The sequence below is a fragment of the Streptomyces sp. NBC_01439 genome (assembly GCF_036227605.1).
In the GTDB taxonomy this organism is placed as follows: domain Bacteria; phylum Actinomycetota; class Actinomycetes; order Streptomycetales; family Streptomycetaceae; genus Streptomyces.
This window is the reverse complement of record NZ_CP109487.1, coordinates 304,564-321,294: the sequence shown is the minus strand read 5'-3', so window position 1 is coordinate 321,294 and position 16,731 is coordinate 304,564. Positions and strand designations below refer to the sequence as shown.

The following is a 16,731-nucleotide window of genomic DNA, read 5'->3' as shown; positions in this document are numbered from 1 at the left end:
GCCGCACGAGCCCGACCCGGCCGACTGTTATGGTCCGAGGTATGCCCGAGCTCATAGCCCCCAGCCCCCACCTGCACGCTTCCTGGCTCGCCGCGCAGCGGGAATGGGGGCCGGACGCCCATCTGGACGGCGGCGGGCTCGGCTCCGACGACGACGTGGACACCCCGGAGGGCTTCGCGGCCTGGGTGGAGCGACTGCGCCGGCAGTCGGACCGCACCCTGCCGGTCGACCACGGCCGGGTCCACGCGACCTACTGGTGGATCGCCGAGGGCGACACGTACCTGGGCGCGATCGACCTGCGGCACTACCTGAACGGTTTCCTCCTCGACGCGGGCGGCCACATCGGCTACAGCATCAGGCCCTCGGCGCGCCGCCGGGGCCTGGCCACCTGGGCCCTGGCGGCCGTCCTGCACGAGGCGCGCGTCCTGGGGATGGACCGGGTCCTGCTGACCTGCGACCCGGACAACGAGGCGTCGGTCCGCACGATCGAGGGCAATGGCGGGGTGTTGGAGGACGTCCGCGAAACCCTGATCGGCCCCAAGCGGCGCTACTGGATCGACCTCTGAGGGGGTTGCGGAAGCCTGAGTCCTGGCGCGTGGACGGCACCCCGGTTCCGGCCCGCGACCGCACGGTCGGCGCCTCCTCCCGCACCTACCGGTTCTCGACGAACGGTGCAGGTCATCATCGACGCCGACAGCCGCCTGGCCGTCGCGAGCGCCCGCCCGGCACCGGGCAGCGAGCGGACGCACACGTCTGGCGCGAGTCCGTCCCCGCGGCCGCCGGGACGACGGTCATCGCGGACGGCGTCTGCCCGGGAACCGGCCTGATCGTCCCGCACCGCAGGAGGGCCGGACGTCCCCTGCCGCGCGGCCGGGAGGATACGGACTTCGGGCTCCTGCGCCTGCGTTGCGAGCACCGCACCATGATCCCCGATCCGGCCCACGCCAAGGCCGTCGACCGCATCGGCCGGGAACCTCACCGTCGGCTGGCGACACCAAGTGCGCAGGATTCGAAACCTAGTTGCCGGTGGCGGAGGGGTAAAACCGCACTATCTGGCGACTCATCGTGTGCTCAGGCCGACTGCCGGGGTGGGTGACCGCCTGCTGTGACAACTTCGACTTCCCTAGCCGCGAGAGCGACGGGCCGCACCCAAGCCGAGATGAGTTTGCCGCGCGATCCAGACGCGCTTACCTTGACATAGGAGCCCAAAAGCCTGCTGACCAGAACGGTCCGGTTCGGACGGAAGAGCACGAAGTCCCCCTGGATGGTTGCTCCGGAGGCCGTGACGCAGGTGCTCGCGGGGTGCCTCTCGTGTGAAGCCGATGCCCGCTGGCGGAGCGCCCGTCCCAGGTGCCGGCCCCACCGCACTGACCAGCGCGGAGCGCGGACCATGCAGTGCAGGTAGCCCTCTGAAACAGTCCCCGTACGGACGGGCCGGCCGCCTTCATTGTTCTGTCGCCCCGCCGCCAGGTAGCCCATGTCCGACGCGAACGAATTCGCAACACGACAGAGGTGAACCAGCATGCAGATGAGAAGTGAGTATCAGAAGGCCATCCACGGCACGCTTGTCTCCAAGGAAAGTCCGACGGGAAATCCCGTGACGTTCACCAATCAGACCTGTATCCCGCTGTCCCTGTACCTGTTGAGTACCGAGGGCGACCACTTCAGCTGCCAAACGACCCCGGACCAGTACCTGCCTGAGGGCACTGTTCTCCTGCCGGCCAACGGGCAGGAAAGCTACACGCGCCAGGACTCGGGCACGGATTGGTACTGGTTGTTCACGAACTCCTATACAGGGGCGTTTGCCGCCGCCGTCAGAACCCCCGAAAGCGGCAGCGTGACCATCACGAGTTTCGATCTGCTCGACCCGAACGACATAGGCCTGCCGCCGAAGCCCGGTGACGGAGTGATCATCCCGCAGGACTCTCCATCGATCATGGTGGGCTGCGGAGAGCTCGAGACCGGGAACGTCGTGGTCCGGGAGCAGTACTGGCAGCGCCTTCCCGACTCCTACAGCATCGCCGCAGGTGCGAAGAGGACCATCAGCTACACGACCACCGCCGGTATGGAAAGCACCACCTCCGAGCAGTCCCATGTGGCGGAATCGGTCACGGGCAGCGCCACGGCCGGCTGGGGTCCCGTCTCCGCAACGCTCACCGCAAGCCTGAGCAACGACTCGACCACCTTCCAGCAGGCCAGCACGAATGTCGAGACGACCGCCTACGTGTCCCAGACCTACGACAACAGCAAGGGCGTCAAGTCGAGGACTTGCTTCTACTGGCAGCTGACCAACGTGCTGACCATGTTCGACTCCACCGGAAACGCGCTCGCGTCACTCGTCTACGGGGCCGAGAGCCCTGCGGTCATCGACGTGCACAGCCCCGACGATCTGCCTCCGCGTCCCCTGGAGAAGGAGCTCCCGATGTCCGCGGACATGCGGGCGCGACTGTCTTGGTCGCCCCCGACCGCCGCGGCCGGGCCGGTGCTGCACAGGAGCGCGCCATGAGTACCGGACCGGTGCCTGCGGACAGGGTCCACATGGCAGTCGAGCATTGGATCCTCCACCCGGACATCGTGATGCTCGACACGGCTGCCAAGACCGTCGGCGGCCGGGAGACAGGGCAGCGGGCGATCGTCGTCGGCGTCGTCGAGAAGAAGCCCCCGGCCGCCCTGACGGAACATCACTTCCCCGTGCCGCAGTCGGTGGAGACCGAGGTCATCGAGCCGGATGGATCGATCAGGCGCACGTCCGTACCCACGGACGTGATCGAGACCGGACCCATCCGCCCCCTGAGCGAGGACTTCCACAGCTATCGGCGGCCCTGCAAGGGCGGCTACGAGATCCAGGCTCCGGATGGGGACACGTTCTTCCATCGCCGTGGTCGAGGCACACTCGGAGTGATGACGGTGTTCAGGAACAGAAGATGCCTTCTGACCAACGCTCACGTGATAGCGGATCGGTCGGTTGCCCCCGGACTGCAGGTCTATCAACCCGTCCAAGCACCCGTTTCTTCATGGCAGCAGGAAGGTCTCATCGGAAGATGCGACGGCTGCCTCGATGTCGTGACATACCCGGCGAGTTTCCCGTGGTACGACATTGCGCAACTGTGGCCCGTTCGCAACGTGTTCGACTTCGCGTGGTGTCAGATCCCGGTGGGCAGCAAGAAGATGACCTTCGGCGTAGCCGTGATAGCCGACGCCACGCCCTTCAAGCCGCTGCCGATCAGAAGAGAACTGCACGTGGGCGAAGCAGTGAGATGGATCGGCATGAAAACCGGAAAGCCTCAGTACTCGACCATCGAATCGCTGCATGGAGAGATCAAATCCGATTGGCTAGGGGGCGGGGATAGGGTGGCCTACTGGCGTGAAGCCATCCGCGTCAGGAGTAGTGATCAGGCGAGCGTCCAACCAGGTGATTCAGGCTCGGCGCTGATCGGGGCCGACGGCGCGATCCTCGGTCTGATCAGCTTCGGCAGCCGTGCTGGGAAGCAAGAAGTGTTCGCCCCCCCATCCCGCCGGACGACTACCGGCGCGACGGCGCGCGCGGCTACCGACAGGAGCTGCGTCTCGCGGTGCGGTTGGGGAAGTAGGGACGGTGAGCGACAGGCCGGAGGGACTCGGGCCCGGCGGCGCCGAAGACGGCACCGCCTGGTCCGGACACGGAGGGGCGCGGGCATTCGCGGCGGTGGAGGCGGCCACGGACTGGCTGCTCGGGTACCCGTTCGTCTTCCGGGCCCTGGCCGGCCGGATCGGCGCCGGCGAGGTCCTGGTGGACTACGGGTGCGGGCCGGGCAAGGTGGCCGACGCGGCGGCCCGGCGGCTGGGGGCGAGGGTGCTGGGGGTGGACACCTCCCCGCAGATGCTGGCGCTGGCCCGCGGCTCGACGCCCGCGGTGGCCGAGTACCACCTGGTCGAGGCCGGACGCGTGACCGGCCTGCCGGACGGCTGCGCGGACGCGGTGATGTGCAACCACGTCCTGGCCTCGCTGCCGACCGAGGAGGCCGTGCTCGGCGTGTTCACCGAGATCCGCCGGCTCCTGCGCCCGCCCGCCCCGTTCGTCCTGCTGACCACCGATCCCGCGTGCAGCGGCACGGAGTACGCCTCCCTGCGCATCGGCGACCCGGGCGGGGCGTACGGGCCGGGCGACGAACTGACCGTACGGCTCCGGCGCACCGACGGAACCTGGCAGGACGTGCGCAACCACGCGTGGCCCGTTCCGGTCCTCCCGCCCCTGCTGGAGCGCGCGGGATTCCGGGACGTCGTCCAGCACCGGCCCACCGTCGACGAGGCGCGGACCGTGGCCGACGCGGACTTCACGGCCGGCCGCGCGTGGTCGGCGGAGCGGGCACGGCCGCCCCTGGTGATCACGATGGCGCGCGCGGCCTGATCGGACGGGCCCAGCGATCCCGATGCGGCCCGTCCGACGCGTACGACGCCCCCCGGTGTTAATCTCGCGCCATGTCGTCCAAGGCCGAAATAGACGTGGTGACAGCGGAGTTCTTCGGCGCCTTCGACAACCGGGGCGGCAAGGCCGCCGATCTGGACCGGATCCGTCGACTGGTCCTGCCGGACGCAGTGATCACCATGACCGGCCCGCAGTTCACGGTCTGGACCGTGGACGAATTCCTCGAGCCGCGCCGCGTGTTGCTGGGCGCCGGCGGCCGCCTGGCCGAGTTCTCCGAGTGGGAGACCTACGAACGGACCGAGATCGCCGGCGACATCGCGTCGCGGTTCGGCGAGTACCGCAAGTCCGGGCTCCTGGACGGCAAGCCGTTCGAAGGGGCGGGCACCAAGACCATCCAGTTCGTCCGCACCCGGGACGGCTGGCGGATCACGGCCTTCGCCTGGTACGACCACCAGCCCTGAGCCCGGCGCCCTCCCCGGATTCCGCCCCACGCACCACGACCATGCCCGGGGCGAGCTGATCGAACTGACCGCAATCGGGTTGCGCCGCTGGCGGACCGTCGGCGCCGGAGCCTGACCGGCCGACGCCCGACCGCCCCTATCGGTCAGTCGGGGCCGGGGCCGGGGTCAGTGCGGTGCGGAGTCGGGCGAGCCAGTCGGCGGCGAGGCCCCGTACCCCGGGATGGGCCGCGCAGAAGTGCCGCCACGCCCGCTCGGCGACCTGTACGCCGGCCAGGCACGGGGGCTCCGGGAGGGGCCGCTCCCGGCGGACCTCCGCCAGCAGCACGGCGTCGTACAGGTCCTTGCACCGCGGACCGTCCCCGGCCGCGGCGTCCGCCACCAGCCACCGCAGCTTCCAGGCCAGCGACAGCTCGCGGCTCGCCGTCCGGGCCACCGTGACCCCGCCGTCGCCGCGCGGCACGGCCGTCCAGACGGGTGCCTCGGGCAGCCGCTCGTCGCGGGAGAAGTCCAACTGCGCCACCCCCACCGGGCCGGAGTCCGCCCGCCACGGGATCAGGACCCTGATCCCGGCGGGCGCGTGCTCGCCGTTCGTGTACGCGTAGGCCCACGTACCGTCCCGGCGCGCCCCGTCCGCGTCCAGCAGGACGCCCCCAGCTGCCCGCGGGTGGGCACGCACCCGTTCCAGCAGGTCCTCGTACGGCGGGAGATCCGCCGGCTCCGGTTCCGGTTGCCAGACCAGGCCCTCCGGCGGGACGTTCGCGCGCAGCCCCCGCGTCTCGAACGCCTCCTCCCCGTCCGCCCAGATCTCGTAGCGGGCCGCACCGTCGGCGGCCTCCGGCCACTGCTGCACGGTGTCGTACGCCGGGACGTAGGGGTGGGGGTCCCGCCCGTCGACGGGGACCGCCGACGGCCGCGGCACGACGAAGTCGAGGTCACCCGGTGGCCGGGCCCGGCCACCGACCCACGCGGGCATGACCATGCTGCCGCGCAGGACCAGCTCGTCGCCCCACGCGGATTCCGAGATCAGCCGCAGGAGATGATCGAGGGCCGCGCGGCCGGGCCCTGCCGCCGCCGTCCGGGCGTTCGCCGTCATGCGGCGACTGTAGGCGCGACCACTGACATTGATACTCGTAGCGGGTTCCGGTGGTCGTGGCTCTGCCACTGACTGACGCTCTGCTGGGTTGTCTTCGGGCTGTACCGTCCGGTTGCTGGGGCCCGTTCTCATGGCTCCGGCCAGGTGGAACATGACCTGATAGGAGCTTGGTCAGAAGCCCCCTCAATGTCCTGTCTGCCCCACCTGGCTGGTGTCACCTCCGGCTAGGAAGGCGCCTCCAGCATGACAGCAGCAGGCACGGTGGGCACGGGCGGCCAGTGGGTGTTCGGCGGTGTGGACTCCCATGCCGACACCATTCATGTCGCGGTCGTCACCGACAACGGCGGGTATCTCGCCGACGCCGAGTTCCCCACGACCACCGCCGGATACACGGCAGCTCTCGCGTTTTTGGGCGCCCTCGGGGACGTGGTCGCGATCGGTGTCGAAGGCACCGCCTCCTACGGAAGCGGGTTCACCCGGGCGGCCCGGGCCGACGGCCTGAGCGTGGTCGAGGTCAACCGCCCCGACCGCGCCGAACGCCGCCGCAGCGGCAAGTCAGACCCCATCGACGCCTACGCCGCCGCCCGCGCCGCACTCTCCGGACGAGCCTCCAGCGCCCCCAAGGACGAGACCGTCACCGGCATACGCGCCCTCCACAATGCCGCCCGGTCCACTGTCAAAGCCCGCACCGCCGCCGTGAACCAGATCGGGCACATCCTCATCGGCGCCCCCGACACCATCCGTGCCCGCTACCGGGCCCTGCACGGCAAACCGCTGGTCGATGCCCTGGCACGCCTGCGTCCCGCGGGAGACGCCGTCCACACCGCTGTCCTGACCGCCCTGAAGAGTCTGGCCCGACGCGTCCAGGCTCTGACCACCGAGCACAACGAGCTCACGGCCGTACTGGACGACGTGGTCACCGGACACAATCCAGGTCTGCGTGCCGCCTACGGCGTCGGCCCCGACACCGCCGCACAGCTCCTGATCACCGCCGGCGGGAACCCCGACCGCCTCCGGACCGAGGCTTCGTTCGCAGCCCTGTGCGGCGTCGCCCCCGTCCCGGCCTCCAGCGGCAAGACCAACCGTCACCGCCTCTCCCGAGGCGGCGACCGCGCCGCCAACGCGGCCCTCTACCGGATAGCCCTCGTCCGCATGGCCAGCGACAGCCGAACCCGCGACTACGTGGTCCGGCAGACCGCGGCCGGCCGGACCAAGAAGGAAATCATCCGCCTTCTCAAGCGGGCCATCGCCCGGGAGGTGTTCCGATACCTCACCACCACGGTCACGGTCCCGGAGGTCGCGGACCTGCGGCCAGCACGTCAGGCCAAGAACATCACCCTCACCGCTGTCGCCCATCACTTCGGCGTCTGGCCCGCGGTCATCTCGTGCATCGAACGCGGCACCCGCCGCGACGACAACCTCGCCAACGCCTACCGCGACTGGCTCACCGCCGCTTGACAGCCAATAGGAGCTTCAGGGCCGGCCGGGCCTCAGCGACGGACCGTCGACCGCCTGCGCTGGGCCGGTGAGGGCGACGTTCAGGGGATCGAAGCTGCCAGCAACCCCCGACAACGGGCCTGATCGAAAAAACCTAGACGTGCGGTGCACAGCAGCCGTCGCGCAGCATCTGGTCCAGTACGGCGCGCCAGTCGACCGGCTCCGGGGCCGGCGGCACGGCGGACTGGGTGAAGGCGCGCTCCAGGGACGGGCGTTCACGCAGGATCCCGCCGCGGACCGTCGCCCGTACGCGGACCAGGTCGTCGAAGTCGGCGAACGGATCGCCGTCGACCAGGGTGAGATCGGCGATCCGGCCGGGCGCGACCGTACCGAGCCGGTCCTCGACGCCGAACATCCGGGCCGGGGCCGAGGTCACCGTCGTCAGGGCCTGCGCAGGCGTCAGTCCGTACCGGTGCAGGGCCCGTAGCGCGAGGTGGAGGTGGAGGCCCACCGGGGTGAGCGGCGCGTCGGTGCCCAGGGCGAGGCGCCCACCACCTTCGATGACACGGCGGTAGACGCCGACCTCCCGCTCCAGCGCCGCGCTCTGCTCCGCGCTCGGCGGCCCGGCGGCCCCGGCCCGGACGGCCGCCACGTCCCACGGCGGCATCAGGGACGCCACCCGCGGATCGTCGGCGAGCGCCGGATCGGCGCCGATCAGCGGGAGGGCCGTGAAGGGGGTGGCGATCAGGCCGAAGCCGCCGTGCGTGTAGACCTCCACGGTGTCCTGGTAGGTGTGCCCCCGCGGGGTGGCGCCGTGCCCGTACTCGGCCCGCTCGGTGGCCACCAGGTGCGTGGTCAGGTCCTGGCCGGACCGGATGCCGGGGGCGCACAGGTGGGAGCCGGCCAGGACACCGAGCCGCTCGTGCGCGAAGCGGGCCGCCTCGGCCATGTACGCGTACGGCGCCCGTACGTACGTCTTGACGAAGTCCCAGTCCAGCGCGGCGGCCCGGGCCAGCGAGCGGGCGAACCCGGCGCGCGTGCGATGGGCGCGCCCCATGCTGTAGGCGACCCGTGAGCCGTCGAGGAGCTCCCCGCCCGCCAGCATGCGGGGTGCGGCGAGCAGGCCGGCCCGGACGTCCTCGCGCAGCCGGGCCTGTTCGTAGGCGGAACCGCCGAGCGACACCACGGTCGTGACCCCGTACGCGAGGTGCAGCGCACCCTGGCGCGCCCCGTAGGTGTAGGGGTACGGATGCACGTGCGCGTCCCACAGGCCGGGCAGGACCGTGCCGTCGGAGCAGTCCACGGTGCGGGTGGCGCGGCGGCCCGGTCGGTGCGGCTCGACGGCGGTGATCCGGCCGCCGCGGACCAGTACGTCGACGTCGGCGCGCGGCGGGGAGCCGGTGGCGTCCCACAGCAGTCCTGCGTGCACGACGGTGTCGACGGGTGCGGGGCGCCGGTAGTTCAGGGAGACGGGTACGGTCCGGGGTGCTCCGGCCGGCGCGCCGGCGGCGTCGAGGGCGAGCAGGCGCAGCCGGGCACAGGACTGGTAGAGCAGGGTGCGGGAATCGGCGGACCACGAAGGGTGGTCGGCGGGCTCGTCGGTCAGGCGCCGGGCCGGTCCGGTCGGGGCGCCGTCGGGGCCGACGGGCAGCAGCCACAGGGCCGACTCGCCGACGCAGGCCAGGAAGCGGCCGTCGGGGGACCAGACCGGGCCGGAGGCGTAGCGGTCCGCGAGCGAGGCGTGCGGGGCGAGTGCGTGCAGGCGGTCGGCCCCGGTGGCGGTGTCGACGATCCGGATGAGGTTGTAGCCCTCGCGGAAGCGTCGGCTGAGCCGGTTGCGGTCGCAGAGGGCGAGGTGGCGGCCGTCGGGAGACCAGCTGGGCGGGCCGGGCAGACCGCCGCCGCCGAGGGCCGCGACCAGGGGGGTATCGGTCCCGGTCGCGAGGTCGCGGACGAGGAGCCGCCCGGCGAGGTCGAGGGCGGCGAGCCTCGTGCCGTCCGGCGACAGCGCCCCGTAGACGCGGCCGCCCGCGGCCAGGACGCTCTCCCGGCCGCTGTCGAGTTCCCGGCGGCGCACGGTGTTCAGGCCGTCGCGGTCGTCGGTGTAGACCAGCGCGCGGCCGTCCGGGCTCCACACCGGTCCCTGGACGTAGGCCGTGACGGGGGCCTGGACGATCTTGCGGGGTGCTCCGCCGGTGACGGGCGCGACCCACAGCGCGTTCAGTGCGGCGAAGGCGACGCTGCGGCCGTCGGGGGACAGGGCCGGCAGGTGGATGCCCCGGACGGGAAGACTCCGTTCGGCCTCCAGGACGTACTCCTTGACCCGGTAGCGGGGCCGGACCACTTCGAGGGTGGCGTCGAGGGGGATCTCGTGGCCGTCGTCACCGCCGTCCCGGTGGGGGCGGATCACCCGGAACCGCCCGTCGAGGGTGATGAGCAGCCGGTCGTCGCCGATCCAACGCGGGGGAGCGGGCGCGAGATCACCGTCGAGGGGGACCGGACGGCCGTCGGCGAAGAGGGAGAGGGTCTCGGCCTTGCGGGGTCCGGGAGCAGCGGACAGCCAGGCGGTGCGTCCGCCCGGGGAGAGCGCGGGAGCCAGCAGCCTGCCGTCGGTGACGGTGTGCTCGATCCGGACCGGGTCCACTCCCCGGTCCCCGGCAACGGGTTCCGCGGCCACGGAGGCGATGGTCCGGGCGGTCAGGGTTTCGCCGGTGGGCGTGGCGCGTACGAACAGGACGCGCGAGCCGTCCGGGGACCAGACCGGATCGAAGTCCTCCCACTCCCCGTCCTGACCGGGGCCGTCCTGGCCGGGCAGGCCCGTCAGCCGGCGCGGGCGACCGCCGGTCACGGTGAGGGTCCAGATCCGGTACGGGCTCCCGGCCACCGGATCACCGCCACGCTCGGAACAGAAGGCGAGGGTGCGGCCGTCGGGCGACCAGGCGGGCGCGCGGTGGTCGAACGGACCGTCGGTGAGCGGGCGCAGGCCGGAGCCGTCCGCGTTCATCACCCAGATGTGGAAGGTGCCGCCCCGGTAGGCGCTCATCGCCACCTGGCGACCGTCGGGGGAGAACACCGGGCGACCCGGTTCCAGGTCGGGCGGGGTCAGCGGAGTCGCGGGCGAACCGTCTCGGGGCAGCAACCACAGAACGCCCTGAACCTCGGCGATGACCCGCTCCCCGGTGGCGGAGGCCGTGGCCGCCCCGTTGGTCGCCCGGGTGAAACGCAGCCTGACCAGGTCCCCGGCGGCGCTGCCCGGGACGGCCGCCGCCGCGGACGTGCGGCCGAGCAGTGCCGTCAGGGCGCCCGCCGACGCCGCCTGCAGTACGGTCCTTCGCGCAACTCGCAACCCGACCACTCGCCCCGTCCGTCGATGACCGCCCCGGATGTCCCGTCAGCCACGCAAACGATCACGACCCCGGTCGGGCAACGGCTCAGGAACCGGCCGCGGGTCGGTTCGGGCCGGGCGGACAGGGCGATGGCCCCGGCCGGATTCCCCCCGGCCGGGGCCACCATCGGGCAAGGCGCGTCGTCCCGCGCGCCCGCGCGGTCACCAGAGCACGGGCAGGCGCTCCGGGATGCGCTTCATGAAGCGGGTGCGCCACACGAGCTGGTCGACCGGCACGGCGAGGGCCAGGTCGGGCATCTTCTCCAGGAGCACCTCGATGGCGATCTCGGTGTGCCGCTTGCCGAGTGCGGTGGCCGGGCAGTAGTGCTGTCCGCCGCCGAAGGAGAGGTGCGTGGCGGCGTTCGGCCGGTCGATGTCCGCGACGTGCGGGTCCGGGTACACGTCCGGGTCGGTGTTGGCGGCCTCGACCAGGACGAGCAGCAGCTCGCCCTTCTTCACCTCGACGTCGCCGAGGGTGACGTCCTCCAGCGCGAGCCGGGGCAGGCCGTCGGCGATCGACAGGTTGATGCGCAGGAGTTCGTCCACGGCGGCAGGGATCTTCTCCGGCTCCTTGCGCAGCCGCTCCCACATCTCCGGGTTCTGGAGGAGGGAGAAGATCGCCATGGTCAGGAAGCCCATGGTGGAGATGACCCCCGCGCCGAACAGCGTGACGCCGACGGTGGCGAGCATCTCGTCCGTCAGGTGGTCGTAGTCGGGGTCGTCGCGCAGGGCGGCGAGTTCGGCGATCAGGCCGGTGGTGGTGGGATCGTCGAGGCGCTCCACCATGTAGGCGATGTCGCGGTCCCAGTTCAGCTTGGCGCCGGTGACCGGGCAGGCCGAGTTCATGAACGCGATGTCGAGGCTGGCCGCGAGGCGCGGAGCGTCGGACTCGGGAATTCCGAGGATGCGGCAGTGGAGGTTCTCGGCGTACGGGTTGGTGAACTGGGCGCGGAGGTCGACCGGTGCCCCGTGGCTCAGGAGGCCGTCGACCAGGTTGTTGGCCTGGGCGCGCATCCAGCCGGTGAGCCCGTCCGTCTTCGGGTTGATCGCCTTGAGAACGGCCTTGCGCAGTCCCGCACCGGTGATGTTGCCCATGTTGTTGACGACCTCGGGCGGGATCGTCAGCGCGTACTGGCGGGGTGCACCGGGGGCCGAGGTGTCCTTCAGGCTGAACCGGGGATCTTCGAGGACCTGCTTGGCCAGCGGATAGGAGGAGACGAGCCAGGCTTCGTCCCCGGCTATCGTGCGCACCCGCTTCACCGGTTCGGCGCGCAGCTCCTCGATCTCGCGCGGGAGCTGGTCGCCGCGCGCGGAGAAGGGGAAGTCGAGCAGGGTCTCAGCGGACATCGGGAGCTCCTTCGGCGGGGGTGATGATGGCGTGACCCTGGTTGCGCGAGGCGCGCAGGCCCGAGCCGCGTGAGTAGAGCAGTTCCGCCATGGGCAGGAGCTGGTGGTAGCAATTGAGGGACGACGGCACGCCGAGGATGGCGGGCGTGTCGAGGAAGAGCGGCATTTCGGCGCAGACGTACTCCAAGCACACGTCGCGCTGCCGTGTGGTGGCGGCCTTCCCGTTCAGGACCTTGGACGAGAGGAAGGCGTCGACCAGTGTGTTGCTGGTCTTGCGGAAATCCGGGTCGGTGTCCAGCAGGCTGGTCAGGTGGCTGTGGAGCGCCCGGTAGGCCGGGATGTCGGTGAGGGACGACATCGGGCGGGCGCGGAGGCGGGTGCCGGTGGGGTCGGCCTCCGCGGCGGCGTTGTTCACCTTGGCGCGGACGCCGCGCAGGTTCTTCACCGCCTTGCGACGGGCTTCGTCCTCGCCGTAGCCGAGAGCCTCGTACATCTCTGCCACGTGCATGTCGGTGTAGATGAGGTCGACCTGCTCGAAGTTGCGCAGGCCCCAATGGGCAAGGTCATTGACACGTTGGGCCGAAAAGTAACTGTTCCCCGGGGAAATGCCTATGACGGCGTGATCGCCTTCGGTGCTGATCACCTGGCAATGCGGGGTGTACGGCCGGACTGTGAAGACTTCGGTTGCTGTCGTCAACAGGGGTCGGGTCCTTTGCGCCGCTAGTCCCATGGGGCCCTGTGCCCCGGGTGTGGCGGCGACGTGAGGGAAAGCTACCCGAACTGTGAGCGACGTTCCATGTCTTCTGGGTAGTAACTCACCTGACGGACAACACAGTTGACCCGGGCATCTTTTGGGTGCGGCGGATCCGGCCCTGGCGGCAGCCTGTTGGCTGTGATTTACCGGGTGTTTCCGCAGTGGTCGTCGGCGGGAAATCGGTCGGCCGATCGGAATTCCTCCCCGTCGATTCTGGCCGAAATTCGGCACTGGTGAACCACCAAGGTTCTTTTGGCTCAGGGCAATTTCGGTCGGTTGATCGGTCGACCGGTGGGCGGGCTGACCCGTCGGTCGTGAACAGAACGGAAGGGGGACCGCTCAGTCGTCGATTGCGGCTGCGGAGCCGTCGCGGATCGACGAGGTCGCCCGTCAGGACCACCCCGTGGGTGCGGCCGTCAGCCGGTCTTGGGTACGACCGGCTTGTGACCGGGATACACATGATCGGGGGTGACGATGCTGGTGACCGCCTCGCCGAAGAGGGTGCTGGGCTCCTGGCCCTTGTACTGGCTGTCGGTGTTCAAGAGGATGACCATCGTCGCCCGTGCCGACGGCAGGTAGACGGGCAGGACCTCGTACCCGGGGATCGATCCGTTGTGGCCGATCCAGCCCTGGACGTCGAAGATGCCCAGTCCGTAGCCGGCGCCCGGAATGTCCATCGGGGTGGTCTTCAGGCGCTCCGCCTGGGTCGCGGGCTTCAGCAGGGTGCCGGTGGCGAGGGTACGGGCCCAACTGCGCAGGTCCTGGAGGTCGGAGGCCATCTCTCCGGCGGCCCAGGCCCAGGACGGGTTCCAGCGGGTCGTGTCCTCGACCTTGCCCGAGGCCGTCTGGTCGGTGTAGCCGTGCGCGTACGGCACCGGCAGGGCCGGGCCCGTCGGGAAGACCGTGTTGCGGAGCCCGGCCGGCCCCAGGACGTCCTGGGTGATGACCTCGTGGAGCGGCCGGCCGGTGATCTTCTCCACCACCAGGCCGAGCAGGATCAGATTGGTGTTGCTGTACTCGAACTCCGCCCCCGGCTCGAACTGCACCGGGTGCTTGAAGGAGTAGTCGAGCAACTGCTGCGGTGCGACGTACCGTTCCGGATGGGCCTCGAGCTGTTCGATGAAGTCCCCGTCCATGCTGTAGTTGAAGAGCCCGCTGCGCATGCCCGCCAGCTCCCGCAGGGTGATGCGGTCACCGTTCGGAACCCCTGCGACGTAGGCGCCGATGTGGTCGTCCAGACCCACCTTCCCCTGGTCGACCAGCTGGAGGAGGGCGGTGACGGTGAACGTCTTGGTCTCACTACCGATGCGCACGTGCAGGTCGGGAGCCATCGGCGCGCCGGTCGCCTTGTCCGCCACACCGAAGGACCGTACGTAGCTCCCCTTCCCGGGGGCCCACAGCCCGACGGTGACGCCCGGCACCTGCGCCTCGCGCATGACCTGACGCACGGCCGCGTCCAGTTGCGCTGCGACGGCCGGTGTGAGCGGCGTGAAGCCCGCACCGGTGGAGGGGGAAGGGGGCGGGGTGGGAGTGGCGGCGGCCACGGAGGTGGCAGCGGACCGACCGGGAAGGGCGGCCCCGGCTGCGGAGTCCGGGGCTGCCGGGGCGATGAGCACTCCGGCCGCCGCCGCGGCCGCACAGGCCCGGCGCAGCCGGAGGTGGGTTGGCTTCACGGCATGGTCTCCTGCCGTCCGAGGGCCCCGGGCAACATCCTCAGGCTAGGTCCACGGGCCCCCGGTCGCGAGGTGAGCCCGTCCGCCGCCGGAGGGCCTCAGGCCGGCGGGAGCTCGCGCAGGCGCCCCTCCCCGACGAGGGCGACACCCCCGCCGACGCGTACCGTGCGGATCTCCCGGCCGTGGCCGTCGGCGCTGACCGTCATCGTGCTGGGGCGCCCGGTGAAGCGGCCCTGGCGCAGCAGGCCCGGCTCCCCGGAGCCGATCCGGTCGTGGCTGCGCAGATAGGCGGCGGCGCACCCCGCACCGCTCCCGGTGGCGACGTCCTCGAGGATCCCGTCGTTGCTCCAGTGCCTGCCCTCCATGGCCGCGGCGTCCAGCAGGTAGGCGAATGCGGCGCCGAGTCGGGCCAGGGGCGCGTCGAGCGGCCGCGTGACGCGGGCGCGGGCGAGCGCGTCGCCGCGGACGGGGAGCACCAGGTAGCTCAGGCCCGTGGAGACCACCTCCGGGGGCAGATCGGGGTCCAGGTCACCGGGGTCGAGGGCGAAGAGGGCGGCCAGGCCGTCGGGGTCGGGGCGGCCGAGGAAGGCGGCCGCGCCCTGGTCGAGGAGGCTCGCGTACCGGCCCGGGCCCCTGCGTTCGGTGGCGACCTCCACCGGCCGGTCGGGTAGGCGCAGGGTCCAGGCCTCGTGGCCGGCCGTGCCGTGGACGGCGTGCAGGACGGCGGCGGCACCGATGAGGGGGTGGCCGGCGAAGTCCAGCTCCCCGGCGAGGTCGAAGACGCGCGCCCGCCACGTGCCCGGCCGTGCGGGTGAGCCGTCGCGCATGAGGAAGACGGACTCGAAGTGCCGCAGTTCCCGGGTGATGGACAACATCTGAGCACCGGTCAGCTGATCGGCCTCGGGGAACACGGCGAGGCTGTTGCCGCCGTAGGGGCGGTCGGTGAACACGTCGACGTGGTGGTAGCGCATGGCCGCGACGCTACCGGGCGTGGACGGGTCGCCCCTTCGTGGTCCGGGCGCCGCCCGGTCTCGTGGCGCGGCAGCATCAAGGGAGGCCGGAACGACCGGCCGAAGTGGCGGGCTCTATGCCCCGGTGGCGATCCCCGGCGGGCGCGCGACGCCAGCTACGGCACCCTTAGGCTTCCGCCGTGACCAGTGCAGAGATGACCCGGCGACGGATGATGGGCGTCGGCCTCGGTGTCCTGGTGGGGGCGCCGGTCGGCTGCTCGGGGGGTTCCGGACCGGTACGGCGGCTGCGGCTCGCGACGGGTCCCGAGGGCGGGCCGTACAACGCGTTCGGGCAGGCCCTCGCGCAGGCCGTCGCTGCGAGCGGCCGCCCGATCGAGATCGTCCCGGTGAGCACCGCGGCCAGCGTGGACAACCTGCGGAAGCTGGACGACGGCTCCGTGGAGCTGGCCCTGGCCATGGCGGACGTGGCCGAGGACGCGGTGCTGGGGCGGGAGCCGTTTCCCCGGCCGGCCGCCGCCACGGCCCTGGCCCGGGTCTACGTGAACTACACGCACCTGCTCGTCCCGGCCGACGGGCCGGTGCGCTCGGTGCGGGATCTCGCCGGGCGCCCCGTCGCGGCGGGCGCAGCGGGCTCGGGGGTGCAGGTGGTGGCGGACCGGGTCCTGCGGGCGGCCGGGCTGAGCGGTGCACCCGCATCCGAGTTCGCGCCCGCACCCGCACCCGCGTCCGCGCCCGCGACCGTGGCGCCGGCGGCGGACGAGCGGCAGCTGGGCCTCGCCGCCTCCGTGAGCGCACTGCGCGAGGGTTCGGTCGACGCGCTGTTCTGGTCCGGAGGGGTGCCCACACCGGCCCTGGCGGACCTGGCGCGCGAGCTGCCGCTGCGGTTCCTGCCGCTCGACGCCCACGTCGGTGCGCTGCGGGAGCGCCACGGCCCCGTCTACTCGGCGGTCACGCTGCCGGCCGGCGTGTACGGGCTGACGGAGCCGGTGGGAACCATCGGCGTCGGCAACTACGTCCTCGCACGGGCCGACGTACCGCAGGGCGCGGTACGTGACCTGCTCCGGGTGGTGTTCGAGCGGTGGCGCGACCTACTGCGGGAGGTGACGGCGGGGGTCCGGCTGGAGCCCCGCTTCGCGATCTCCACCGGCGAGGTCCCGCTCCACCCCGGCGCGGCCGCCCACTACCGCTCGGTGTACGGCTGAGAC

Annotated in this window: 12 protein-coding genes and 2 pseudogenes; 8 read left to right on the top strand and 6 right to left on the bottom strand. The window is 71.5% G+C overall.

Annotated elements, in window-relative coordinates; translation table 11 throughout:
* Window positions 1–41: 41 nt before the first annotated feature.
* From OG207_RS01540 to OG207_RS01515, 6 genes and pseudogenes are all read left to right on the top strand, one after another.
* The gene (locus OG207_RS01540; RefSeq protein ID WP_329095121.1) at window positions 42–566 is read left to right on the top strand and encodes a GNAT family N-acetyltransferase; all 525 of its coding nucleotides are present in this window, start codon (window positions 42–44) and stop codon (window positions 564–566) included.
* Window positions 533–916: pseudogene (locus OG207_RS01535) on the top strand (IS5/IS1182 family transposase); the annotation flags it as partial. The gene OG207_RS01540 and the pseudogene OG207_RS01535, both read left to right, overlap by 34 nt.
* Before the next feature lie 921 nt (window positions 917–1,837).
* Window positions 1,838–2,506 (top strand): hypothetical protein, encoded by a 669-nt coding sequence (locus tag OG207_RS01530; RefSeq protein ID WP_329095118.1) that lies wholly within the window; start codon window positions 1,838–1,840, stop codon window positions 2,504–2,506.
* A pseudogene (locus tag OG207_RS43975) lies at window positions 2,503–3,402 on the top strand (hypothetical protein); the annotation flags it as partial. The gene OG207_RS01530 and the pseudogene OG207_RS43975, both read left to right, overlap by 4 nt.
* A 193-nt stretch (window positions 3,403–3,595) precedes the next feature.
* Window positions 3,596–4,387 carry a class I SAM-dependent methyltransferase gene (locus OG207_RS01520; RefSeq protein WP_329095113.1) on the top strand — a complete coding sequence of 264 codons (792 nt, stop codon included), beginning with the start codon at window positions 3,596–3,598 and terminating at the stop codon, window positions 4,385–4,387.
* 71 nt (window positions 4,388–4,458) lie between these two features.
* A complete protein-coding gene (locus tag OG207_RS01515) occupies window positions 4,459–4,866 on the top strand; it encodes a DUF4440 domain-containing protein (protein WP_329095111.1) in 408 nt (135 codons plus the stop codon).
* Window positions 4,867–5,002: 136 nt separating this feature from the next.
* Here the strand turns inward: OG207_RS01515 and OG207_RS01510 are convergent, their stop codons facing one another.
* On the bottom strand, window positions 5,003–5,959 hold the full coding sequence (locus OG207_RS01510; protein ID WP_329095109.1) for a nucleotidyl transferase AbiEii/AbiGii toxin family protein: 957 nt from the start codon (window positions 5,957–5,959) through the stop codon (window positions 5,003–5,005).
* Window positions 5,960–6,202: 243 nt separating this feature from the next.
* Here OG207_RS01510 and OG207_RS01505 point away from each other — a divergent pair, with 243 nt between their 5' ends.
* Window positions 6,203–7,417 (top strand): IS110 family transposase, encoded by a 1,215-nt coding sequence (locus tag OG207_RS01505; protein ID WP_329095107.1) that lies wholly within the window; start codon window positions 6,203–6,205, stop codon window positions 7,415–7,417.
* A 133-nt stretch (window positions 7,418–7,550) separates the two neighbouring features.
* Here OG207_RS01505 and OG207_RS01500 read toward each other — a convergent pair whose 3' ends face one another.
* The 5 genes from OG207_RS01500 to OG207_RS01480 all read right to left on the bottom strand — a co-directional run bounded on the left by OG207_RS01500 (window position 7,551) and on the right by OG207_RS01480 (window position 15,526).
* Entirely contained in the window at window positions 7,551–10,742 is a 3,192-nt protein-coding gene (locus OG207_RS01500; RefSeq protein ID WP_443072637.1) for an amidohydrolase family protein, read from the bottom strand.
* Between the two features lie 201 nt (window positions 10,743–10,943).
* A complete protein-coding gene (locus OG207_RS01495) occupies window positions 10,944–12,128 on the bottom strand; it encodes a cytochrome P450 (protein WP_329095103.1) in 1,185 nt (394 codons plus the stop codon).
* On the bottom strand, window positions 12,118–12,858 hold the full coding sequence (locus tag OG207_RS01490) for a tRNA-dependent cyclodipeptide synthase (protein ID WP_329095101.1): 741 nt from the start codon (window positions 12,856–12,858) through the stop codon (window positions 12,118–12,120). Before OG207_RS01490 ends, OG207_RS01495 begins: the two co-directional genes overlap by 11 nt.
* Window positions 12,859–13,298: 440 nt before the next feature.
* Window positions 13,299–14,555, bottom strand: a complete 1,257-nt coding sequence (locus OG207_RS01485; RefSeq protein ID WP_329095099.1) for a serine hydrolase domain-containing protein — start codon at window positions 14,553–14,555, stop codon at window positions 13,299–13,301.
* Between the two features lie 98 nt (window positions 14,556–14,653).
* Window positions 14,654–15,526 (bottom strand): PhzF family phenazine biosynthesis protein, encoded by an 873-nt coding sequence (locus tag OG207_RS01480; RefSeq protein ID WP_329095097.1) that lies wholly within the window; start codon window positions 15,524–15,526, stop codon window positions 14,654–14,656.
* A gap of 179 nt (window positions 15,527–15,705) precedes the next feature.
* Here OG207_RS01480 and OG207_RS01475 point away from each other — a divergent pair, with 179 nt between their 5' ends.
* Window positions 15,706–16,728 (top strand): TAXI family TRAP transporter solute-binding subunit, encoded by a 1,023-nt coding sequence (locus OG207_RS01475; protein WP_329095095.1) that lies wholly within the window; start codon window positions 15,706–15,708, stop codon window positions 16,726–16,728.
* Window positions 16,729–16,731 lie beyond the last annotated feature (3 nt).